Annotated in this window: 15 protein-coding genes; 7 read left to right on the forward strand and 8 right to left on the reverse strand. The window is 35.6% G+C overall.

Annotated features, from left to right (window positions below; translation table 11 throughout):
* Positions 1–13: 13 nt before the first annotated feature.
* The 3 genes from ubiB to gyrB all read right to left on the reverse strand — a co-directional run bounded on the left by ubiB (position 14) and on the right by gyrB (position 4,938).
* The gene (ubiB, locus tag BJB63x_RS06115; RefSeq protein WP_078719427.1) at positions 14–1,600 is read right to left on the reverse strand and encodes a 2-polyprenylphenol 6-hydroxylase; all 1,587 of its coding nucleotides are present in this window, start codon (positions 1,598–1,600) and stop codon (positions 14–16) included.
* A gap of 2 nt (positions 1,601–1,602) precedes the next feature.
* Complete coding sequence (gene ubiE / locus BJB63x_RS06120; protein WP_078719428.1) at positions 1,603–2,385, reverse strand: bifunctional demethylmenaquinone methyltransferase/2-methoxy-6-polyprenyl-1,4-benzoquinol methylase UbiE; 783 nt, start codon at positions 2,383–2,385, stop codon at positions 1,603–1,605.
* Positions 2,386–2,508: 123 nt separating this feature from the next.
* Positions 2,509–4,938 carry a DNA topoisomerase (ATP-hydrolyzing) subunit B gene (gene gyrB, locus BJB63x_RS06125; RefSeq protein ID WP_078719429.1) on the reverse strand — a complete coding sequence of 810 codons (2,430 nt, stop codon included), beginning with the start codon at positions 4,936–4,938 and terminating at the stop codon, positions 2,509–2,511.
* 711 nt (positions 4,939–5,649) lie between these two features.
* Here gyrB and BJB63x_RS06130 point away from each other — a divergent pair.
* The gene (locus BJB63x_RS06130) at positions 5,650–6,513 is read left to right on the forward strand and encodes a transporter substrate-binding domain-containing protein (protein ID WP_078719430.1); all 864 of its coding nucleotides are present in this window, start codon (positions 5,650–5,652) and stop codon (positions 6,511–6,513) included.
* 11 nt (positions 6,514–6,524) lie between these two features.
* On the opposite strand, the gene BJB63x_RS06135 is transcribed toward BJB63x_RS06130, so the two are convergent.
* A complete protein-coding gene (locus BJB63x_RS06135) occupies positions 6,525–8,057 on the reverse strand; it encodes a YifB family Mg chelatase-like AAA ATPase (protein WP_078719431.1) in 1,533 nt (510 codons plus the stop codon).
* A gap of 447 nt (positions 8,058–8,504) precedes the next feature.
* Here BJB63x_RS06135 and BJB63x_RS06140 point away from each other — a divergent pair, with 447 nt between their 5' ends.
* Both BJB63x_RS06140 and BJB63x_RS06145 read left to right on the forward strand, forming a co-directional pair.
* Positions 8,505–10,445: an autotransporter assembly complex protein TamA gene (locus BJB63x_RS06140; RefSeq protein WP_194284787.1), complete on the forward strand. Its 1,941-nt coding sequence runs from the start codon at positions 8,505–8,507 to the stop codon at positions 10,443–10,445.
* Entirely contained in the window at positions 10,445–15,091 is a 4,647-nt protein-coding gene (locus BJB63x_RS06145) for a translocation/assembly module TamB domain-containing protein (protein ID WP_078719432.1), read from the forward strand. Before BJB63x_RS06140 ends, BJB63x_RS06145 begins: the two co-directional genes overlap by 1 nt.
* Before the next feature lie 36 nt (positions 15,092–15,127).
* On the opposite strand, the gene BJB63x_RS06150 is transcribed toward BJB63x_RS06145, so the two are convergent.
* A complete protein-coding gene (locus BJB63x_RS06150) occupies positions 15,128–16,897 on the reverse strand; it encodes an ABC transporter ATP-binding protein (protein ID WP_078719433.1) in 1,770 nt (589 codons plus the stop codon).
* Between the two features lie 190 nt (positions 16,898–17,087).
* Positions 17,088–17,606 carry a translation initiation factor IF-3 gene (gene infC / locus BJB63x_RS06155; protein WP_078719434.1) on the reverse strand — a complete coding sequence of 173 codons (519 nt, stop codon included), beginning with the start codon at positions 17,604–17,606 and terminating at the stop codon, positions 17,088–17,090.
* A gap of 203 nt (positions 17,607–17,809) precedes the next feature.
* Between infC and BJB63x_RS06160 the strand changes: the two genes are divergently transcribed.
* The 3 genes from BJB63x_RS06160 to dapE all read left to right on the forward strand — a co-directional run bounded on the left by BJB63x_RS06160 (position 17,810) and on the right by dapE (position 20,714).
* Positions 17,810–18,589, forward strand: coding sequence for an alpha/beta hydrolase (locus BJB63x_RS06160; RefSeq protein WP_078719435.1), 780 nt, complete (start codon positions 17,810–17,812; stop codon positions 18,587–18,589).
* A gap of 34 nt (positions 18,590–18,623) precedes the next feature.
* Positions 18,624–19,355 (forward strand): M48 family metallopeptidase, encoded by a 732-nt coding sequence (locus tag BJB63x_RS06165; RefSeq protein ID WP_078719436.1) that lies wholly within the window; start codon positions 18,624–18,626, stop codon positions 19,353–19,355.
* Between the two features lie 189 nt (positions 19,356–19,544).
* Positions 19,545–20,714, forward strand: coding sequence for a succinyl-diaminopimelate desuccinylase (dapE, locus tag BJB63x_RS06170; RefSeq protein ID WP_078719437.1), 1,170 nt, complete (start codon positions 19,545–19,547; stop codon positions 20,712–20,714).
* 58 nt (positions 20,715–20,772) lie between these two features.
* On the opposite strand, the gene hemW is transcribed toward dapE, so the two are convergent.
* Positions 20,773–21,972 carry a radical SAM family heme chaperone HemW gene (gene hemW, locus BJB63x_RS06175; protein ID WP_078719438.1) on the reverse strand — a complete coding sequence of 400 codons (1,200 nt, stop codon included), beginning with the start codon at positions 21,970–21,972 and terminating at the stop codon, positions 20,773–20,775.
* Positions 21,969–22,616, reverse strand: a complete 648-nt coding sequence (rdgB, locus tag BJB63x_RS06180) for an RdgB/HAM1 family non-canonical purine NTP pyrophosphatase (protein ID WP_078719439.1) — start codon at positions 22,614–22,616, stop codon at positions 21,969–21,971. The genes hemW and rdgB overlap by 4 nt, the downstream gene beginning before the upstream one ends.
* Positions 22,617–23,106: 490 nt before the next feature.
* Here rdgB and hrcA point away from each other — a divergent pair, with 490 nt between their 5' ends.
* On the forward strand, positions 23,107–24,177 hold the full coding sequence (gene hrcA, locus BJB63x_RS06185; RefSeq protein WP_078719440.1) for a heat-inducible transcriptional repressor HrcA: 1,071 nt from the start codon (positions 23,107–23,109) through the stop codon (positions 24,175–24,177).
* Positions 24,178–24,198 lie beyond the last annotated feature (21 nt).

Below are 24,198 nucleotides of genomic sequence, written 5' to 3' on the forward strand. Positions count from 1 at the left end.
TATATTGCGTAAGTTAGAAAGAAGGGAAAAGAAAAAAAGTTAAAATAAACAAACAAAAAGCAATGATGAATAAGCTATAACGACCATAACGGTTGGTACGGCTTTGTTCAAAAGCAAATTGTTTAAGAGTAGCAGGAGAAAGATAAAGTCCTGTCTTTGTCATTTTACTTAATCCTTCTTCTATCCGCTGGAAATTTTGTATCAATTGCGGAGTTTGACGTGCCAGTGAGAGCAATGCTTGTGTTCCTTCACTTAAATCTTTTACGAGTCCTACGGGTCCTAAATTTTTGCTAATCCATTCTTTGACAATTGGTTCAGAAGCTTTCCACATGTTAAAATCTTGATCTAATGAGCGTGCTACCCCTTCAACAACAACCATGGTTTTTTGCAATAATAAAAGTTCAGGTCGCGTTTTCATATCAAATAGTTCAGTAACTTCAAATAAGAGTGTGAGCAATTTAGCCATAGAAATACTTTGCGCTGATTGTCCGTGAATAGGCTCACCAATAGCTCGGTTAGCTTGAGCAAAACTTTCAATATTATGATATGATGGGACATAACCTGCTTCAAAATGAGCGTATGCTACACGATAATAATCGCGAGTAATAAAACCATAAAGAATTTCAGCAAGAAAATGCTTTTCTTTTTTTCCAAGCCGTCCTGTAATTCCTAAGTCAACCGCAACAATACATCCTTGTGGATCAACAAATAAATTACCAGGATGCATATCAGCATGAAAAAAGCCATCGCGTAAAGTATGGCGTAGAAAAGATTGAATGAGTGTAACTGCTAAAGCTTTTAAATCGAAACCAGCTTTTTTAAGTGCTGGAATATTGGACATTTTTATGCCATCGATCCATTCCATTGTTAAAACATTCCGTCCTGTTCGTCCCCAATCAATCTCGGGTAACCGAAAACCTGCATCATGCTGGGTATTTTCAGCCATTTCTGATATGGCGGCTGCTTCTAAACGCAAATCCATTTCAATTTGTGTTGTTTGTGCCAAAGTATCAACGACGCGAACAGGACGTAAACGTCGGAAGGTAGGTATATAACGTTCTTGTAAATGAGCAATGAGATAAAAACCTTTAAGATCTTTTGCAAAACGATTTCTAATATTAGGACGGATAACTTTAACAGCACATTTCTTTTTGTGACCTGTTTTATCATAATATTCAGCCGGATGAACTTGAGCAATAGAAGCAGCAGCAATAGGTGGGTAAAAATCTGTGAATAGATCATTAATAGATTGGCCAAGGGAATTTTCAATTTGAATAATTGCATCGGCACAGGAAAAAGTTTGAACATTGTCTTGGAGTTGAGCTAAATCAGCTGCAATATCGCGCCCAACAATATCAGGTCGAGTAGCAAGAAATTGACCAAGTTTGACGTAAGACGGACCAAGTTTATTGATAGCGTGTGATATATTTTCAGATCGGTGCTTTTTTTGTGTTTTGCGTCGCGCTAAGGCACTCGCTATACGGTGACATACTGCTGGAAATCCTTGAAGGTTATCGCGAGGGAGAGCACTGATAACTCCTTCTCGCGTAAAGATAAACAATGCACGTAGCAGTTGAAGATAGGTAGAAATTGGCACCATTTTTAAATCTTCCAACCTGAATGCAGTGTTGCAATAGCACCTGTAAGATTGCGATATGATACCGAGGAAAAACCTGCATTTCTGATCATATGGGCAAAATCATTTTGCTTAGGAAATTTGCGAATCGATTCAACCAAATAACGATATGCATCACGGTTACCTGTAATGAGTTGACCCAGTTTAGGGATAGTATGGAAAGACCAAAGGTCATAAATTTTATCAAGTAGAGGCATTTCAACATTTGAAAATTCTAAACATAAAAAACGTCCACCTGGTTTTAAAATACGAAAAGCTTCTTTGAGAGCTTTATCAATATGTGGTACGTTGCGAATTCCAAAGGCGATAGTGTAAGCATCAAAACTTTGATCTTCAAAGGGCAAGAGTTCTGCATTGGCTTCAATGAAGTCAATAAGGGAGGCAAGATTATTTTTTTGTGCACGTTTTTTACCAACGCTCAGCATTGAATCATTGATATCAAGGATTGTAACATGAGCTTTTCTGCGTGAGGCGTTGAGAATACGAAAAGCAATATCACCAGTGCCACCGGCTACATCAAGAGCTTTCCAGTTAGAAATAGCTGGTGGCGACAACCAAGCCACCATCGAATTTTTCCATATACGATGGAGCCCAAGAGATAAGATATCATTCATTTTGTCATAGTTTTCAGCAACAGAATGAAATACATTGTCAACCATAGATTGTTTTTGCATTTCATCAATTTTTGTAAAACCAAAGGAGTGTTCCATTCCTCCTTCTATTCCTATGCGTTCTGTTTCCGCTGTCATAGATACATGACCTTTCTTGTTTTTGCTTTTATCGTAAATAACATATAGAAAAAATGCTCAAATACGAAAAAATAACAGATAAAATCATAATGTTTATATACAGCTTAAGACAAAAGAGTGCTTTTAAATATCAAGATTAGTGACACTTAGGGCATTATCTTGAATAAAAGCTCGCCGTGGTTCAACTTCATCACCCATTAAACGAGAAAAAAGTGAATCTGCATCAGTTGCATCATTGATTTTAACTTGTAAAAGAGTACGTGCATCAGGATCAAGGGTTGTTTCCCACAATTGATCAGCATTCATTTCTCCAAGACCCTTATAACGCTGTAAAGTCAAACCTTTTTTGCTGTTTTTAAAAATGCTTTCTAATAAACCAATAGGTCCAAAGATGCGTTCTGATTTATCTTTGCGATGTAAGAGAGGAGGAGGACTATAGATTTCTATGAGATTTTGAGCAATACGATCAATTTGGCGCGCGTCTGCTGAATTTATAAGTCCTGCGTCAAGTGTAATAACCTCTTTAACACCACGCAAAATACGTTCAAAACGCAGTCCTCCTTCTGGTGCACATGTACCACTCCAACCACGCTCCATATTATCGGCAATTAGGTTCAAGCGATTTGCCACATTGTCTGCTGTTTTTTGAATTTTTTCTGGTGTTGTAAAGGCTTTAGAGCTAAAAATACCAGCAATTGCTGCCTGCTCAACAATATTACGATTGTAGCGGGTATGAAGACCATTGAGAAGTTGGCGTAACATACGAGCATCTTCAGCAAGTTTACGCAAATCAGTGCCGGCAAAGACTTCACCTGTTGAAAGTTCTAGTGTTGTTTCTTCCAATCCAGCATCAATTAAAAATTCTTCAAATGCTGCTTCATTTTTTATATATTGAAAAGATTTACCACGTGATACTTTATAAAGAGGTGGTTGAGCAATATAAAGATGTCCACGTTCAATCAATTCAGGCATTTGCCTAAAAAAGAAAGTGAGAAGTAGAGTGCGGATATGTGCTCCATCAACGTCTGCATCCGTCATAATAATAATCTTATGATAACGTACTTTATCTGGTGAAAATTCATCTTTCCCAATGGAGGTACCAAGAGCGGTGATGAGCGTGCCAATCATCTCAGATGAAAGCATCCGGTCGAAGCGCGCTCGTTCAACGTTGAGAATTTTACCACGCAAGGGCAAAATCGCTTGATTTTGACGTGAACGTCCACTTTTAGCTGATCCGCCGGCTGAATCTCCCTCGACAATAAAGATTTCTGATTTTGTAGGATCACGTTCCTGACAATCAGCAAGTTTTCCTGGTAAAGAAGTGATATCGAGAGCTCCTTTACGCCGTGTAAGTTCTCGTGCTTTACGGGCTGCTTCACGGGCTGCTGCAGCTTCTACTACTTTACTAATAAAAATTTTTGCTTCATTAGGGTGTTCTTCTAACCATGATGAAAGACCTTCATTTACCAAATTTTCAACAATAGGACGCACCTCAGAAGAAACCAATTTATCTTTTGTCTGAGAGGAAAATTTTGGATCAGGTACTTTGACGGAAAGAATAGCTGTCAATCCTTCACGACAATCATCACCGGTTAAATTAATTTTTTCTTTTTTTGCAATACCTGAGGATTCTGCATAACCATTAATTTGACGTGTTAAAGCGCTACGGAAACCTGCTAAATGAGTTCCTCCATCCCGTTGCGGAATGTTATTAGTGAAACACAATACTTTTTCATGGTAAGAATCGTTCCACCATAAAGCAACATCTACGCTCATGCCATCTTTTTCGTTTGCGATATAAATAGGATTATCAATAAGAGCTTTTTTTGATTGATCAATATGTTTAACAAATTCAACTAATCCACCTTCATAATGCAATTCTACTGATTGAACATCAGCACGACGTTGATCAGTAAGAAGGATGTGTATACCTGAATTTAAAAAAGCTAACTCTCGTAAACGACGCTCTAAAGTTTCGAAATTAAATTCAATCATTGTAAAGGTTTCAGAACTTGGTAAAAAAGTTATTTCTGTTCCGCTTTCTGAATCGCAATCACCAACAATTTTTAATGCAGAATCTGCTACCCCATTGGTAAACGACATTTCATGAATTTTGCCATTACGCTTAATTCGTAACCGCAACCAAACAGAAAGTGCATTAACAACGGAAACACCAACACCGTGCAATCCTCCAGAAACTTTGTAAGAATTTTGATCAAATTTTCCACCAGCATGAAGTTGCGTCATAATGACTTCAGCTGCTGAAACACCCTCAGTTGGGTGAATATCAGTTGGAATTCCGCGTCCATTATCACGAACAGAACAGGATCCATCAGCATGAAGTGTGACATTTACAAGAGTAGCATAACCTGCTAAGGCTTCATCAATAGCGTTATCCACAACCTCATAAACCATATGGTGTAGACCTGAACCATCATCAGTATCGCCAATGTACATGCCAGGACGTTTACGCACAGCATCAAGACCTTTAAGCACTTTAATGGAAGATGCACCATAGTCACCACACATTGGCGAGATTGTTTCATCACTCATAGGTCAATCCATTTCTGTATTTAATTTCAATATTTCATCAGTTTTTTTCACTTAATATTTTAGTCATTTATTTATAGAATAACAACATTAGATGTTTACCGTATATCAAATCTATATTCAACATGTGTTATGTCTGTATTAGACATAAAGGTTTTTTCATATTCGAATGGTAATTTTTTTATAAATACATATTGCATGATTATTGCTTTATAATAAGATGATGAGGAAAACAGATTTTTCTTGTAAAAAGTAAATGGTTATCTTGGTTATAGTTTGAAATTTAAAATGAGATTTAAGTTACTTGGAAAGAAAATCATTAGCTTACTATTTTGCATTTATCGTGTCTAGAAACAGATAAAAATAATTGTTATTTACAAAATTAAATTATCGCTCTTACGGAATGGAAAAGAAATTACAATTTAAAAAGAAAACATGAATAAAGGCAATATTACTATAGAAAATTCTTTATTCTACACTAAAAGACTAATTTTATATATTTTTATTTCCAAAAAGCACACCATAAAATCCATCTTAATATTAAGAGATATTTTAAAAATATATCGAAACTGTTAAATTATTTTAATAATTTTAGAGAATATCGAATATTTTAGCCTATTTAAAATACAAACTCTTTTAGTTAAGTTTTTAACACTATGGCAAAAAGAAAATAGCAAGTTAGCTATGAGTAATTTGTGAGGGAAGATTTTAAAAATGAATAAATTTATCGATATATTAAATTCTTTTATTGGAATTTTTTTTATAATATCACTCTTTTTTTTTTCTCCTTTTGTGCAGGCTAGGACGGGAGGAAGGCTTCCTTCTTTTTTTAATGCATACGAACATTTTATACAGCCTGATATAACCGATATAGCGCGTTTACGTTTTGTTACAACATTTGATTTTCCTCCTTTTAACTTTCTTAATAAAACAGGTCATCTTGCAGGTTATAATGCTGATTTATTACGTGCTATTTGCGTAAAACTGAAGCTTGAAAAATTATGTGAGGTGGAAGTTCTTCCTCGGGAAGAATTGGTAAATCATCTCAAAAATGATGGAGCAGAAGCAATTATTACTAGTTTAGAAGAAACAATGGAAATGCATCAATATCTTATTTTTACTCAAACTTATTTGCGTTTTCCTGCACGTTTTGTATCATATAAATCTTTGAATCTTAATGAGCCAATAAGTGATAAACTTGATCATTTAAAGAGTGGATTTTTGATAAAAAGTGCACATGAAAAACTATTTCATAGTTATTTTTCTAAATCTAAATGGCAGGGATTTACTGATAGAAAAATGCTTTATAAAGCATTACAGAATCATGAAATTGATCTTATTTTTGATGATGGATTGGTTTTATCTTTATGGATAAATGATCCACAATCAATGGATTGTTGTCATTTTGTTGGAGGGGCTTATATGGCTCCACAATTTTTAGGAGCAGGAATGCGGATCGCTGTTGCAAAAAAGAATGCAAAATTAGTTGATATTCTTAATTATGCTCTAAAATCTTTAGAGCGTGATGGCAAGCTTACGGAGCTTTATTTACGTTATTTTCCAATTAGTTTTTATTAATTCAAAATTCCTTAGGCGATGGCTACGAGTCTTTCATTGTTTAACCGATAAGAAATGGCTTCTGCAAGGTGATGGCATGCGAGTTGCTGTGCTTGATCGAGATCAGCGATAGTGCGTGCAACTTTAAGAATACGATGATAAGCACGTGCGGAAATGTGCATCTTTTCGCTAACATCTCGTAGTAATTTAGCTGCATTTTGATCGGGAATAGCAATTTGTTCAATTATTTTTGCAGGACAGTCACTATTGGTTCGGATGTGGGGAAGATCTAGTGCTGCAAAACGTTTGGCTTGAATAGAGCGCGCTTGTGCGACGCGTTTCGCAACATTAAAACTTTTTTCCGACTGTTTTTGTTGCATGAGATCCATTGCTGTTAAAGCAGGGACATCAATACGTAAATCAATTCGATCAAGTAGAGGACCAGAGATACGGGATTGATAATCAATTTGACACCGTATACCTTTGGAACAAACATGGCCTTTTTCACCAGCCATACCGCATCGACAGGGATTCATTGCGGCGATGAGTTGGATACGAGCAGGATAGTTGATATGATGATTGGCACGGGCAATAATACATTCTCCATTCTCTAAAGGTTGACGAAGAGAATCAAGAACTTGAGGAGAAAATTCAGGAAATTCATCTAGGAATAAAACACCATTATGAGCAAGTGATACTTCTCCTGGTCGTCCTTTGATCCCACCACCGATCATGGCTGCCATAGAGGCGGAGTGATGCGGAGAACGAAAGGGACGATGGTGGGATATGGCATTATATGTGGTTTCTCCTGTAATGGAGGCAATGAGAGCGACATCTAGAAGTTCACGGCTATCGAGAGGTGGTAAAATAGAAGGTAGGCATTGGGCTAGCATAGATTTGCCTGAACCAGGAGGACCTACAAATAAAAGATTATGCCGTCCAGCTGCACAAATTTCTAGTGCGCGTTTTGCAGCCTTTTGTCCTTTAATCTCACAGAGATCTGGTAAGTCGGTTTGTGTGTTATATTGATGTGGTTGTGGTCTTTTTTGAATTTGTGTTCCTTTAAAATGGTTGATTATAGTAAGAAGAGTTTCAGGGGCAAGAATATCCATTTCTGCATTTGCCCATGCAGCTTCAGGTCCGCATTTGTTAGGGCAAATCAATCCTTTATCAAGGGATAATGCTGTCATTGCAGTTGGTAAAACACCATTAACAGAGTTAATAGATCCATCAAGTGATAGTTCACCTAAAATGATGTATTTTTGCGCTATCTCTGAAGGAAGAAGATTCATAGCGAGCATTAAGCCTATTGCAATGGGCAGGTCGTAATGTGAACCTTCTTTAGGCAAATCAGCTGGCGCAAGATTAACAGTAACGCGTTTATTTGGCATAGAAAGCCCACAAGCATGAAGAGCTGCTTGTATCCGTTCTCGACTTTCTGCGACCGCTTTATCTGCCAATCCAACAATAGCCATTCCTATTTTGCCAGAGGAAATCATAACCTGTACATCAACAGGAATTGCTTCTAGACCACGAAAAGCAACCGTTGTAATATGCGCGACCATTATTTTATTTTCCTCTTCTTTTCTTTAAAAGAGACAATCATATCTATGTATAAAAATCAAGAATTGTCTCTATATTCTTTTTGATGAAGAGATTTAATATATATGCAGGATTTTTATAGCGCGATGATAGAGGGGCATTTGCATAAATTTAACTATGATAAGATATGCTTTAATAAAGTATTTAAAGTAATCTAAATGAATGATTAAAATATAGAGACATAATTTTGTTTTACTAAAAGTTCTTCAAAATTTTCTGAATACAAGGGAAAAACGGAAAAGAAATATGACAACCAAATATTTTAAGTAAAGTCTATTATTTAATTAAATGGATGAAGAACTTAAATAGAAAATTAGATTTATCATTCTTTAGTCGATTTTATTTATAAAAAAATATCAAAATGTTTATTAAGAGTATCCGATTTGATAATATGTCAGAAAAGAATTTCGTTGAAATTAAGAACTGCATATAGCGTAGTGGTAGGTTTATGCTTAATCTTTACTTTTACGCAGTCAGTTGTAGCATTTGAGCTTTTTGGTTTTCATTTATTTGGTAAAGAAAAATCCTCTTCTTCCTCATATGGAATAAATGGTGCAGAAAAATCTTATACAATTGAGGTGGTTGCTCCACCGGGGGCTCCACCAGAAGGGGTTAAAATAGCTAAAGCTGTATCTTCTCTTGTTTCTGATCAAGGTAAATCATTAGCAAGTTCGTCTGGTTTGTTAGCTAAAGCTCGTTCAAATTATCGGACAATACTTGCTGCTCTCTATGCTGATGGGCGTTATGGCGGTGTCATTAGTATTAAGATTAATGGTTTAGAAGTTGCTGATTTAAGCCCTTTGGCTCAATTACCAACTCAATCGAGTATCGTTATTACAATTGATGCTGGTCCACAATATGTTTTTAATGTTGCGAATTTCAATAAAACTTTTTTTCTTGAAAGATATAAAATAGGTGAAATTTTCTCAGTGGAAAATTTAGGTTATAAGGTTGGCTCTATTGCAAAATCTGAAACTATTCTTAAAGCAGAACAATGGTTAATAGAAAGATGGCGTCAACAAGGTTATGCTAAAGCAAGTGTTGTTAGTCGTGATGTAGTTGCTGATCATGCTAAGCGCTTTGTTGACGCGCAGATTATAGTTAATCCTGGGAAAAAGGCTTATTATAGTTCTTTAAATGTGCGTAATGTGAGTGAACAACCACTTATCGATTCAGCCTATATTATATGGATGACAGGATTAAAATCAGGTCAGCAATATGATCCTGATGCGTTGATCAAAGCAAATAAACGGCTTGCACGACTTGATGTTTTTCGTGCAGTTGTTGTGCGTGAAGCTGAAACAATTAATCCTGATGGTCATTTACCGCTTACGCTTATTTTAGAAGAACGTAAGCCACGACGTTTTGGTATTGGTGGTAGCTATTCAACATTAGATGGTGTGGGGCTTGAAGCTTATTGGATGCATAGTAATCTTTTTGGTCATGCAGAACGCTTTAAAATTGAAACTAAAATAAGTGGTATTAGTAGTAGAAAAAAAGAATCTTATCGTCTGAAGAATTTTGATTATCTTTTGGGAGCAACATTCATTAAGCCTGGCATCATTACTCCTGATACGGATTTTGCAGCAGAATTAAAAGGAGAACAAGATGTTTTAGGTAATTATACTACAACAGCTCTCAGAGGACAGTTGGGCATTACACATATCTTCAATGATCAGTTATCAGGACGAGTTGCCTTAGCTGCTTTTAATGGTTATTCACGTGATGATTATTTTGGAAGCCGTCAGTTCACTACGATTGGATTATTGAGTGGTTTAATTTATGACGGACGTAATAGTACGGTTAATGCAACAAAAGGTTTATATAGTGAAGCGATTCTTGAACCACTTTATGAAACGCATTTTGATAATTTTGTGACAAAAATGACGATAGAAGGTCGTTCTTATTGGACGTTTGATGCAAAAGATCATTTTATTTTTTCAACACGAGTAAAACTTGGTACAATTATCGGGGGTGATATAGCTGAATTACCTTCGGATACGCTTTTTTTTGCTGGTGGTGGTGGGTCTGTTAGAGGTTACGCTTATCGCAATATTGGCATTAAAACAAAAAATAATACTATTATTGGTGGGCGTTCTCTTGTTGAAGGATCAGCTGAATTACGTCTTTCTTTTAATAAGAAAATAGGATTTGTGAGTTTTATTGATGGTGGTTTTGTAGGGGAAAAAACGCATTTTAATTTTTCACAACAAATGAAATGGGGAGTGGGTATTGGAGGTCGTTATATGACTGGTTTTGGCCCTTTTCGGTTTGATGTAGCTTTCCCTTTTAAACGAGAAAAAGGTGATCCCCGTTTTGGTTTTTATGTAGGTATAGGACAAGCGTTCTAATGAAAAAAATATGGTATTTAAGGTTTTTTTTATTTGGATTTTCTTTTTTTATGATGAGCTCTTTTATATTTGCTCAGAGAGGAAATTCATTAGCTAAAGAGGAAATAGGTGATAGTGGTTCATGGCTTGTCTCTTTTATTGAGCGTAAACTTTCAACACCTAATCGACAAATTCGTTTACATAATATCAAAGGAGCATTATCTTCACAAGCGTCGATTGATACGATTACTGTGAGTGATAATAAAGGTATTTGGCTTAAAATTAAAAATACTAAGGTAGATTGGAATCGTTTAGCGTTACTGCGAGGACATGTTGAGATTAATCAACTATCAGCAGAAAAAATTATATTTTTACGCAAACCACAGAGTTCTTCCTCAATTTCTTTTTTTGCAGCTGATCAGTTTTCCATACCCAAATTGCCTATAGCAATTTTTGTCAATACACTGATGGTTGATTGTGTAACCTTTGAAAAAGATATTTTTGGCCTTGCTTCTGATGTATCATTAAAAGGACATTTAACCTTAGATAGTGATGAGTTTGATTCCAATATAGAGGTTCAACGTTTAGATGAATCAGGTTATTTTTCTATCTTGACAAGAATATCGAATAACAGTCGTACAGCTAAAATTGATATTATTGCTGATGAGCCACAAAATGGTATTATGGCTAATATTCTTGAGCTTGAAAAGCGTCCTGCATTAAACCTCACTGTTAAAGGTAATGGAACTTTTGATGATTTGGTTGTTATGCTTCATTTAGAAGCTAATCAGCAGCCTATTTTAGAGGGTAATTTTATTCTTACAGGTGTTTCAGAAGGCCATAGTCTTTTAACTAATTTAGGGGGAAAAATTGGTCTTTTAATGCCTGCTCAATATCGTAGTCTATTTGAATCTAATGTTGCATTAAAAGCAAAAACAACGATGACAAATGAAGGTGCGATGCAGCTTAATCATATGACTATTCAAGGAGATGCAATTGATGTTGTGGCTAATGCTGAGATAACGAATGATGGATTTTTACGACGTCTTTTTGTTGATGGCAAAATAGCTTTTGATAAAGGAAAATCATCTACTCGCTTACCACGAGAGACAAAAATACATTTGAATAATCTTGCTTTAACAATTGATTATGGCCGTAAAGGACAAAAAACCTGGAAAGGTCGGCTTGCTATACATAATTTGAACAATGACAATGTTCATATTCGTGATGCAGTTTTTGATATGGGGGGTATGAGTGAAAATCTTGATAATTTAGTTTCTCGTCATGTAGGTATTCAGATTAATGGTACTCTTCAAGGAATTAAAAGTATTAAGGATGGTTTTGCAGAAAATCTAAATCAACCAGTTCATATACATTTTGATACGGATATTCTCTCTGGAAAGCCAATGTTAATTCATGATTTTAGTATTACAGCTCAGGATTTTTCTATTTGGTTAAAAGGGCAAATGGATCGTTTCATTTTTAAAGGTGATCTTGGTATACAAGCACAGACATTAGCACCTTTGGGTTTATTGAATGGAAAGTCATTTTCTGGCAGTGCAGATATTAAAGCGAGAGGAAGTTTTAATTTAATTGAAGGGGCTTTTGATCTTAAACTATTAAGCACTACCAACAATGCTAAAATAGGAAGGGAAGCAGTTGATCATTTTTTAAAAGGAAAACTTCTTCTTTCAGGTGATATTGCGTGGAATACAATGGGTTTAATTATACACGATTTCCATTTAAAAAATCAGTTTGCCGATATAAAAGCTGATGGCCATTTTTCCAGAGAAAGTGCTGAAATAGATTTTTCTGCTCAAATATCTAAACTAGCTCTTTTAGATCCAAGAATGGATGGTACTCTTACGATTAAAGGGGCTGCTAGAGGACATAATAGTCTTATAACAATCAGTACAAATGCTCATATTGCGGAAGCCTTTTTGGTTGGTAAGAAGCTTCAAAATACAATATTAAATGTGAATGCTCTTATGGATAATACATCACCAGTTGCCTCCTATTTAACAGGTTTTATAGAAGGAAAGGGAACTTTTGCTGAGAAACCATTGCAGCTATCTGCTGCTTTTGATAACACCAACCATATTTGGAAGTTTCAAGGTATTAATATTAAAGGAGGTAATGGAAGTATAACCGGTAATATTGCTCAAACATTTGAACGTTTTTTAAAAGGAAACTTGCATATTGATGCGAACGATATTTCAACACTTTCTGCACTATTTTTGCAAAAAGGGAATGGAAAAGTGAAGGGAGATTTTATCTTTGATGAAATAAATAACCAACAAATAGCAAATTTAAAAGCGAATGTTGACCATTTGATACTTGCAAAAAATGAAATAAAAAAATTAGCAATACAAGCTGATATATTCGATCCTTTTGGCGCAATACAATTTAAAGGTTCTTTTAATGCAGAACATATCCGAACGCCATTAATGATAATAAATCGTTTGAATGCTCAGGCTATAAATAACAATGGACAAACAGTTTTTAATGTTCAGGCGTCATTCCATAATAATACGAATGCAAAGTTTTCTGGGCGCGTTATTGCGGAAAGGTTATCCACAGGTGTGAAACAAAAAGTGCAGCTTGAAACTATAGATGTAAAACAAGCCAATTTTCATGCAGCATTACTTAAACCAGCAACCATCATCTTTGATAAAAATGAAATAACAATAAGCAAGTTAGGAATTTCTATCAATGAAGGTGAAATTGCTCTTGCAGGCAATATTCAAGATACTCTTAATTTGCATCTTACAATGAGTGCTGTTCCTGCTAATTTAGCTAATTTTTGGAAATCAGATCTTGGTGCTATCGGGACTTTGACAGGAGATATTATGATTTGTGGGAGTTTAATAAAGCCTGAGATAATCTACGATGTAAAGGGCCAAGATTTGACGATTGCTTCTTTTCAAGAAAAGAAAATAATGCCTTTTGCTTTTTCTGCCAAAGGAAAAACAGTCGATCAGGCTCTTCTTTTATATGCAGAATTAAGTGGAGACGGATTGCAAGCGCAAGCAGAAGGAAAAGTTCCTTTAGATAAGAGCGATTTTGATTTGCATGTTAATTTAAAAAATTTCCCTGTCCGTTTGATCAATGGTTTTATTAAGGGGCAACCTCTTGGAGGAGAAGTAGTCGGTAAAGTTGATATTGGTGGGGATTGGAAGAGTTTGTCTACCCATTTTGAGCTTTATAGTCAAAATTTGACAGTAATGACTCATAAAGGACTAGAGTCAATTAATATGAATATCCTTGGTTCTTATAAAAAATCGACATTTCATATTGAGCATATGATAGCATTCGGTGCAAAGGAATTGGATCTTTCTGTTAATGGACAGATTTCTCTAAATGATTCGAGAGCTGAATTGAATGTTAAAGGCACGATGCCTCTTACTTTTATGAATCAATTTATAGCTGAGCGTGGTGCAAATGTAACGGGAACGTTAAAAATAGATAGCACTCTCAGTGGTGCATTGTCTAAACCACAGTTGGGAGGCCATTTTTCTGTATCTAATGGCCATTTTTTAGATACGCAAACAAATTTAGAATTGAATAATATAAGGCTTGAAGCCAAACTGAATGGCGATCATATGATTTTAGAGCATGCTTATGCTTCTTCATTTTATGGAGGATCTCTTTCTGCATCAGGTCGCATCTTTAATGATTTACAGACAGATTTAGTTATTTATCTCGATCATGCCCATTATAATGATGGGTCTATGATTTTTGCAACATTAACAGGCAAAATGGCAGTAACTGGTTATTTTTTACGTGATCTTGTTATTGGTGGTGATATCATAGTTGAAAAAGCAGAGCTTCTTATTCCTGATAATTTTCAAAATGCTGCATTTCTGGATTTTAAACATAAGAATTTAATCGTGCCGATTCAAAAAACACTTGAACGAGCTAATGTTAAAAATTACAATCATAACCAAAATGCTTCTGAAAAATCTTCTTCTGTTGTGCAGTTGGATATAAAAATTAATGCACACAACAAATTTTTTGTCCGTGGTCGAGGGGTAGATGCTGAATTAGGAGGAAGCATTAATTTAAAAGGTCCTTTGCATGGTGTGCATCCGGTTGGTGAACTGCAAATGATTCGCGGAAGGTTTGATATCCTTTCACGACGTCTTAATTTCGATAAAGGACAAGCAAGCTTTAACGGTAATCTTAATCCTACTGTTTATTTTATTACCAACAGTAATAATGGCGATATTCGTGTTAATATGATAATAAGCGGAACAATTAATAATCTTGATATTCAGTTTTCTTCACAACCTGTTTTGCCACAGGATGAAATATTAGCGCGTTTGATTTTTAATCGCTCTCTTAACGAATTGTCGCCATTTCAGATTATTCAGCTTACAGCAGCGGCAGCTGAGCTTTTTAGTACTTCTAATACATCTTTATTAAACACTTTACGCACCCGTATTGGTCTCGATGATCTTGATGTTGTTGTTGATAAAAAAGGTAATACAGGTTTACGTGTTGGACGCTATATCCATGATGATATTTACTTGGGTTTTGAAGCAGGATCCAATGGAACAACAAAAGGAACAATTAATTTGGATGTTTCACGCCATCTTAAAGCTAAAGGGGCTATAGGAGGTGAAGAAAATACGAGTTTTGGCTTGTTCTATGAAAAAGATTATTAACTGAAAAATTTAGTGAAAAACTAGTGCTAAAGTCTATTATTTAAAATTCTGTTCTTTAAATTGAATGTGATGGAGTTTTTTATAAACGCCTTCTTCTTTTGCGAGTAATTCCTGTTGGGTTCCTTGTTCAACGAGATGACCATTTTGCATCACAACAATTTTATGAGCACGTGCAATCGTTGAAAGGCGATGAGCAATAACAATAGTTGTACGTCCCTCTGTAAGGTGATCAAGAGCTTCATTGATTTGTGCTTCAGTATGTGAATCTAATGCACTTGTTGCTTCATCAAGAAGCAAGATTTCACTATCATGAAGCATTGCTCGGGCGATGGCAATACGTTGTTTTTGTCCACCTGATAAATTATTGCCATTATCACTGACTTGTGTATCATAACCGTTTGGCAAATCTATAATAAAGTTATGAGCATTCGCTGCTTTTGCTGCTTTAATAATATCGCTATCATTTGCTCCTTCTTTTCCAAGTCCGATATTATATTTAACGCTTCCTTGAAATAGAAAAGTATCCTGTCCTACGTAGGCCATCAAATTCCTAAGGGAACGAAATGTGATATAGCGAATATCTTGATCATTAATCAATATACGTCCTTGAGTAGGGTCATAAAGGCGCATAAGAAGGCTAATAAAGGTCGATTTTCCTGAACCCGATGGTCCTACTAATGCTGTCATTTTTCCTGCTTCAATTTCTAGATTGATATCGTTTAACACCATCTTATCATCAGTATAAGCAAATGAAACATGTTCAAAGCGGATGGAATTTTGCATTTTATTAAGATCTTTAGCTTCTTTATGTTCCGTAACTGTAAGAGGATGATCAAGTATTTCGAACATCGTGCGGATGCTAACCAGACCAGATTCAATTTTAACACACACATTTGCCAATCTTTTGGCTGGTTCATAGGCTAGAAGTAAAGCAACAATAAAGGACATTAATTCACCTTGAACACCTGTACGTTGGTTTGCAAGATAACCGGAAAAACAAATAATGCCTGCAATAGCAATACCAGCAAGTGTTTCCATAATTGGATTGGTAGCAGCTTCAAGCATTGCAATACTGTTTGCTTGTCGTTCAACGTTATAAATAGCTTTGTTCATGCGTTTTTGCATTAATTTTTCGAGTGAGAAAGCTTTTATTACGTGAATACCAATAGCTGTTTCTTGCACGATTTTGATAATTTCCCCGAGTGAAAGAAGTTCTTTTTCCATGAGGCTGCGAACCCGTTTTAAGGCTATTCGAATTCCTAAAAATGCTAATGGACCTATTATTAAGGTAATGGCAATTAATGTGAAATTTTGAATAAACATAACAAACAAAAGACCAACAACAGAAAGTAAATCACGCACAAATGTTGTGATAATTATATCAATAATATTGCGTGCTGCTGTTGCGCTGTGAGTTACACGTACAAGAAGATCAGATGAGGTGTTATTTTGATAAAAAGAAATGCCTTGTTTCATGAGGCGTGCATAAATTTTTCTTTGCTGTTCAGCGATGATACTGTTGCCTGCTTTGTTTAGAAAGTAAGTTTGAGCAAAAGTTGCAATTCCCTTGAGAATGAAAATAAAAGCAATAACACTAGAAATAAAAACAATCATATTAAAATTTTGTCCATCAATAATATGATTGACAACATCGCGTATGATCCATGCACTGATTACAGTGGTAAAGGAAATAATGATCATTGAAATAATGGCTAAACTGTACAAGTGCACATGTTTATGAAAATTGTCTTTTAGAAGCCGAAAGATGAGATGTTTATCAGAAGAGGATATTTGTATTTTGGCCATACAGCACTTCTATCATTTTTTTATGTAATATCAAAGAATTCTTTATAGAAGAATTTTTAGGGCTTCTGGATAAATAACACCCTTATTAATTTTTTTTATTAAAAAGCAAAATACAACATCCTTCACGCTGAAAATATTACATTTCATGCACTTTAAATAAACTTTGTATGATCGAAATTATTATTAAAAATTATTTAGGTGCTATTACCATCATAATTTGGCGACCTTCAAGTTTTGGTTCAGACTCGATTTTGGCAATTTCACTTGTATTTTCTTTAACCCGCTGAAGAAGCTTTATTCCAAGATCTTGGTGAGTCATTTCACGACCACGAAAACGCAAAGTAATTTTCACTTTATCGCCATTGTCAATAAAACGGCGTATAGCTCTCAGTTTGACTTCATAATCATGAATATCAACATTTGGCCGCATTTTAATTTCTTTGATTTCGATAACTTTTTGCTTTTTACGTGTTTCAGCTGCCTTTTTTTGATTTTGGTATTTTAATTTTCCCAAATCAACAATTTTACACACAGGTGGCTCTGCATTTGGAACAATCTCAACTAAATCAAGGCCAGCATCTGCTGCCATAGCTAGCGCTTCTTGTGTTGTAACTATCCCTTTATTTTGTCCCTCATCATTGATTAATTGAACACGAGGAACTCGAATATCTTGATTTGAACGCAACCCATCTTTTGAGGTAGAAGTTATTTTAAATGGTCGGCGAATGGTCTATGCTCCTTAATTTCAATTAATCGTAGCGCAGCAGTATACAATATATAGAGAGAAAAACAACTAGAATTCGTGTTTTTTCATTATCATTATAAAGATTATTTGTTATATTATTATGAAATGCAGTGATTTTCTTTTTATAATTTTTATAACAAAGAATATTATCTGGAGAAAGGGTGATAATGGATCAAAATATTCCTTGCCAGTTTTTTTCATTTGAAGATACGATTCTTGCTGTCCGTTATCACAAAGGCAATCGTTCTCCTGGTCTAATTTGGTTTTCTGGTTATCGGTCTGATATGTTAGGGAGCAAGGCGACGAGAATTAATAGTTTTGCTCAAAAAAATGATTTTTCCTGTTTGCGTTTTGATTATTCTGGTCATGGAGAGTCGAAAGGAGATTTTTTTCAGGGAACAATTTCGCGCTGGGTTAAAGAAAGTTTAGCTGTTATTGAAGCTTATTGTGAAGGCCCGCAAATTTTGATTGGTTCTTCTATGGGCGGATGGATTGCTATAAGGCTTGCTATGATGCAAACCCAAAAAAACAAGGCGCCTGTTGGTATGATCTTAATTGCACCTGCTCCTGATTTTACGCAGACTTTGGTGGAACCTGCTTTAAGTACAGAGGAATGGAAGATGCTAGAGGAAAAAGGTTATTGTGAACGACCTTCGGCTGATGGTTTAGAACCATTACTTTTTACAAAAGCATTGATTGAAGATGGTCGAAACAATTGCGTTATGAAAGAATGCATAGATGTTGGGTGTCCAATTCATATTCTACAAGGGATGGAAGATGACAAGATACCTTATCAGCATACTTTAACTTTGCTTAATTATTTGCCTTTGCATGATGTAACATTAACGCTTGTTCGTGATGCAGATCATCGATTTTCACGTTCCCAAGATTTGGATTGTCTTGAAAAGACATTGATGTCTTTGATTGATCAAATCAATGCTAAATAAAGGTTATGTTCATTGATGATAAGAGATATAGTATATGGCTATTTATGAACAGGACTTTATTGTTTCTAGTAATCGTATTATACCTTTGCGGGTGAAAGAACACAAAAGTGCACGTCGCCTTATATTACGTATTGATATAGGTAGACAAGAGATTTCTTTGACAACCCCACCTGCAGTCGAGCTTCGTGTAGTTCAATTTTTCATTGAAAAGCATCGATCTTGGATTGAAAAGAATCTTGTTCATAGAGGAATTATCAGCGAAGGTTTTCATCTCAGAGAGGGTTCAAGAATCCCTATATTGGGTGATTCACATGTTATATTGCGCAAAGAAGAGCGCGGAGTAGCTGAAATTATCGCAGGTGATGCTGAACAAGAGTCACAGATCATTATTTATAGTCGATTAGAACATCTTCCAAGACGGGTTGCTGATGTTTTGAAAAAACAAGCTAAAATTTTTATAGCACCGTTAGTAGCTGATTATTCATATAAGGTGGGGCGCAAGGTCAAATCAATTAGCTATAAAGATACTAAAAGTCGTTGGGGATCATGCTCAACGGATGGCCGCCTTTCTTTTTCATGGCGTCTTATTATGGCACCAAAAGAAGTTGTTGAATATGTTGTTGCACATGAAGTAGCTCATCTTATCGAGATGAATCATGGAGAAAGATTTTGGGCTCTTTGTGAAAAACTTTGTCCTGAAAGAAAAACCTATCAGGCTTGGCTAAAAAAAAATGGCTATACACTTCAAAGGATTAATTTTCATTAATGTAAAAGTACAATCTTTTCTAGGTCCGTATTGTTTTTTGTATGCTGTGTAGTATTCTGTTATATGTGCTTAGTTATGTAGGGATGGAGTAATAAAGCTTTGCTTTATTTTGGATATATTTTCACTTTATCTTTTTTATGATTAAGTTTAGCATTTTTAAAATTACTTTTTTAGATTGGAATAGCATTTATGCTTGTTCTTAAAGATCCTGTTCATCTTTTACAGGCACTTATTCGTTGCCCTTCTATTACACCTCATGAAGCAGGAGTTTTATCTACTTTAGAGTATTTTTTAAAAAAAATGGGTTTTTTTGTTGAGCGTCCTGTTTTTGTTGATAAAAATACAGAAGATGTTGAAAATCTTTATGCAAAAATAGGCAAAGAAGGTCCGCATCTTATGTTTGCTGGTCATAGTGATGTGGTTCCGCCCGGTGAACTAGAAAACTGGACTTATCCTCCTTTTGAGGGAGTAATAAACCAGGGAAAATTATATGGGCGAGGTGCTGTTGATATGAAGGGTGCGATCGCTTGTTTTATAGCAGCGCTGGCTCGGTTTTTGGAGAAACAATCACTCAAGGGAATGGTAAGCTTTTTAATAACCGGCGATGAGGAAGGTCCTGCGATAAACGGTACAGTAAAGCTTTTAGAGTGGGCAGTACAAAAAGGTGAAAGATGGAATGCAGCCATTGTAGGTGAGCCAACAAGCGTCAATATTGTTGGTGATACGATCAAGATCGGACGGCGAGGATCTATTTCTGGTATTATTACTGTTAAAGGTTGCCAAGGTCATGTTGCTTTTCCTGAGCGAGCAGCAAATCCATTGCCTTTAGCAAGTAAGCTTATTCAAGCGTTGACACAAATTGCCTTGGATCAAGGAACAAAGGATTTTCAAGCAAGTCATTTGGAATTAACAAGCATTGATACAGGAAATTTTTCTGTCAATATTATTCCAGCACAAACAGTCATTCGCTTTAATGTACGCTACAATGATCTTTGGACAGAGAAAACACTCATTGCTGAGCTTGAGAAGCGTCTTGCTTCTGTGCATTCTAAAAATAATCACTTACTACCATATTATCAGCTTGAATGGATACACGGTTTAGGGGGTGTTTTCTTGACCAAAAATGATAAATTGGTTGGAATTTTGTCGAATGCTATTAAAAGTGTAACAGGGAACATCCCGGAATGTTCAACTTCTGGTGGCACCTCTGATGCGCGTTTTATTAAAAATTATTGCCCAGTTGTTGAATTTGGTTTGCCAGGGCAAACTATGCATATGGTAGATGAATGTGTGACTCTTGATGCTATAGAAAACCTAACATCTATTTATGAACGTTTTATCACTGATTTTTTTGCGTAAATGGTAAATGTAGGTGGTAATTATTTTAGTGTGATGATGGGATGAGACTTTAGAGATTTTAGTTTGCTAATTGACAAATAATATGATCAAGCAAAATGCGTCCTGTTGTTGTGGCTTTTAAATGTTGATTACTCGTCATTTCTACCAATCCTTGTTGTTGTAAACTGATAAGTTTTTTGGGCGATAAACTTCGGTGACTTAGAGTTTCGTAGCGTGTTAGATTAAGTCCTTCTGAAAGACGCAAGCCCATGAGCAACATTTCGTTAGCTTGTTGTTCTTGAGTCAATTGTTCTGTGTCGATACAACCATGGCCTTTAGTTTCTACTAATTTAAGCCAATTTTCAGGATGTTTTTCGTTTATTGTGACATAACGGTTATGATTTTCAGTTTTTGATTGTAATGTTTCTGAAAAAAGAGAGGAATTTTTCAGTGGTTGCTTAATAAAACGTCCGTGCGCTCCTGGACCAAATCCTGCATATTCATGGTAACGCCAATAAAGGAGATTATGACACGATTCAGCACCAGGAATCGCATGATTTGATATTTCATAGGCTGGAAGACCATACATGGTGGTTATTTCTTGGGTAAGAGTATAAAGATTTGCCGCTTGCTCTGATGCTGGCAAGATTAGCTTTCCTGCTGTATGAAGCTTTTTAAAGGTAGTTCCGTCTTCTATGGTGAGTTGATACAAAGATAGATGGTCTGCTGCTAAATTAATAGCTTGTAAAAGTTCAGATTCCCATTGTTTAAGTGTTTGTTTGGGGCGCGCATAAATTAAGTCAAAAGATAAACGTGGGAAAATTTCACGCGCTAAATTAATAGCATAAAGAGCTTGTTTAACGTCATGAAGACGGCCAAGTTGATGTAATGCCTTATTATTGAGTGCCTGTACACCGAGAGATAAACGGTTAACACCTGCTAGGTGATAATCACGGAAGCGATTTGCTTCCACACTGGAGGGATTAGCTTCGAGTGTTATTTCAGCTTTATCATCGATTGTCCAGTTTTTTGCGATAGCTTGTAATAAACGATCGACAGTTTGAGGTGTCATAAGGGAAGGTGTTCCACCACCGATAAAAATACTTGTAATATGACGAAGGCCTATTTCATGGGCTTGTGTTGTCATTTCGCGCTCAAAAGCAGCTGCAAAACGCGGTTGATCTACTCCATTTATACGGACATACGAATTAAAATCACAATAAGGACATTTGCTAACACAAAATGGCCAATGAATGTAAATGCCAAAGGGTTTCGTCATGAAAGAGCTAAAAGGTTTTCTGCAAAGAGTTTAAAGGCACGTGCACGATGTGAGAGAGGGATTTGACCATTGAGTTTCCAGCTATGTTTTTGTTCTGTTGACATTTCGCCAAAGGTATTTTTGTATCCATCAGGTAAAAAAATAGGATCAAAGCCAAAACCTTTATTTCCACGTGGTGGCCAAATGAATGTACCTTCAACACTACCGCGAAAATAATCTACATATCCATCCGGATATGCAATGCAAATAACCGATATAAATCTGCCTTTACGTTGATTTTTTTTAAAAGAGCCAACTTTTTGTAATTCATTTTCTACTTTTTGCATAGCTTTTAAAAAATCACATGTACCATCGGGTTGGAGAGCCCAATCAGCTGTATAAACACCTGGTGCACCATTTAAGGCGTCTATTTCTATGCCAGAATCATCAGATAAAGCAGGAAGGTTTGTGGCTTTTGCAGCTGCAAAAGCTTTGATATAAGCATTTTCTTCAAATGTTATTCCTGTTTCTTTTGGTTCAGGCAAGCCGAGTTCTTTTGCTGATTGTGTTGTTACACCGAAAGGAGCAATCAATGTGGTAAATTCATGGATTTTACCAGTGTTATGTGTAGCAATGACGAGTTTTTTGACTGCTATACTTCTCATGTGTATGTGTCTCCTAAAATGAGGCGATAATCTCTGTTTGAATAAGGATTTATTTGTATAGGATAAAAAATTTGATGGCAGTAGTTTTGATAATTCCAATATAATGAAAATGCATCATCATTAAATTTTTTATATAAATGCTTTTATTTATTAAGTAACAAAATTGATATTGGTTTTAATTTGTGAATTTTTTATAGTATGGATTAATTTATATATCATAATAAATAGGCTTCAAATGGTTTTTAAAAATTTATTGCAGAATACGATTGACTATGTTTGCAATCAGTTTAAACAATAGAAAAATAGTTATTTCTTAGGTTTAAAAGATATAATTCTATATTTATTCCAAAATGATTATTCGTATTTGATAATGGTATTATTATAATAAATACGCGATATATATTTTCGCACTATATTTTAGATTATTTGACCATATCTTGGAAAAACTTATATAAGAAAAAAGTATTTTTAAAATGGTGAAACAATTGTGATGAAGCAAATACCCCTTGATGATGCGTTAAAAATTCTTGATAAACGTTCACGTGATATTTTTTGTCATATCGTTGAAGCTTATCTTAATGATGGTGAACCGGTGGGTTCACGTAATCTTTCGCGACTTTTACAACAGACTTTATCACCTGCAACAATTCGCAATGTAATGAGTGATCTTGAACATCTTGGTTTGATTTATGCGCCTCATGTGTCTGCAGGAAGAATGCCAACACAATCGGGTTTGCGATTTTTCGTTGACGCATTTATGGAAGTGGGAGATTTACCAACCGAGGAACGTGAGAATATTGAAAATCAAGTCAAAGAAGCTGGTAATACACAATCAGTTGAACATTTTTTAATTCAAGCGAGCCAAATTCTTTCAGATCTTTCACGAGGGGCAGGATTAGTTCTTGCAACAAAACAGGAAGGTACACTAAAGCATATTGAATTTGTAAGTCTTGATGGAGAGCATGCTCTTGCAGTTTTGGTCACACAAAAAGGTGATGTTGAGAATCGTATTATTCATTTACCAGAAGGCGTGACTCATGCACAACTGACGGAAGCAACAAATTTTCTTAATGCCCATATACGGGGACGTACACTTAATGAGGCAAAATTAGAAATTGCACGTTTATGCTCGGAAACACGAGCTGCTCTTCATCAATTTTCTCAACACCTTGTTGAAACTGGGTTAGCTCTTTGGGGAGGTGAAGATGCAGATAATAAAATGCATCTGATTGTTCGTGGTAGGAGTAATTTACTTGAAGATGTGAAGGCAGGAGAAGATTTAGAGCGTTTGCGACATTTATTTGATGACCTCGAAACACGTGAAAGCATGGCGCAGTTGCTTGATTTAGCAGATGAAGGATTAGGAGTGCGTATTTTTATTGGTTCAGAAAATAAATTATTTTCACTTTCTGGCTCTTCTTTGGTAGTGGCTCCTTATTGCGATACACATAAAAGAGTTATTGGTGCTGTGGGTGTTATTGGGCCAACACGTCTTAATTACGCAAGGATTGTACCTATGGTTGATTATACAGCTCAACTTGTATCACAGTTGCTACGTTAGTACGGTTTAATAGTTCTAGGA

Origin of the sequence: Bartonella sp. JB63, from assembly GCF_002022665.1 — a bacterium.
GTDB lineage: Bacteria > Pseudomonadota > Alphaproteobacteria > Rhizobiales > Rhizobiaceae > Bartonella.

Bases quoted from the DNA above. Each gene is read 5' to 3' on its own strand.
- ubiB (WP_078719427.1), bottom strand. From the start codon at position 1,600: ATGGTGCCAATTTCTACCTATCTTCAACTGCTACGTGCATTGTTTATC.
- ubiE (WP_078719428.1), bottom strand. From the start codon at position 2,385: ATGACAGCGGAAACAGAACGCATAGGAATAGAAGGAGGAATGGAACAC.
- gyrB (WP_078719429.1), bottom strand. From the start codon at position 4,938: ATGAGTGATGAAACAATCTCGCCAATGTGTGGTGACTATGGTGCATCT.
- BJB63x_RS06130 (WP_078719430.1), top strand. From the start codon at position 5,650: ATGAATAAATTTATCGATATATTAAATTCTTTTATTGGAATTTTTTTT.
- BJB63x_RS06135 (WP_078719431.1), bottom strand. From the start codon at position 8,057: ATGGTCGCGCATATTACAACGGTTGCTTTTCGTGGTCTAGAAGCAATT.
- BJB63x_RS06145 (WP_078719432.1), top strand. From the start codon at position 10,445: ATGAAAAAAATATGGTATTTAAGGTTTTTTTTATTTGGATTTTCTTTT.
- BJB63x_RS06150 (WP_078719433.1), bottom strand. From the start codon at position 16,897: ATGGCCAAAATACAAATATCCTCTTCTGATAAACATCTCATCTTTCGG.
- BJB63x_RS06160 (WP_078719435.1), top strand. From the start codon at position 17,810: ATGGATCAAAATATTCCTTGCCAGTTTTTTTCATTTGAAGATACGATT.
- BJB63x_RS06165 (WP_078719436.1), top strand. From the start codon at position 18,624: ATGGCTATTTATGAACAGGACTTTATTGTTTCTAGTAATCGTATTATA.
- dapE (WP_078719437.1), top strand. From the start codon at position 19,545: ATGCTTGTTCTTAAAGATCCTGTTCATCTTTTACAGGCACTTATTCGT.
- hemW (WP_078719438.1), bottom strand. From the start codon at position 21,972: ATGACGAAACCCTTTGGCATTTACATTCATTGGCCATTTTGTGTTAGC.
- rdgB (WP_078719439.1), bottom strand. From the start codon at position 22,616: ATGAGAAGTATAGCAGTCAAAAAACTCGTCATTGCTACACATAACACT.
- hrcA (WP_078719440.1), top strand. From the start codon at position 23,107: ATGAAGCAAATACCCCTTGATGATGCGTTAAAAATTCTTGATAAACGT.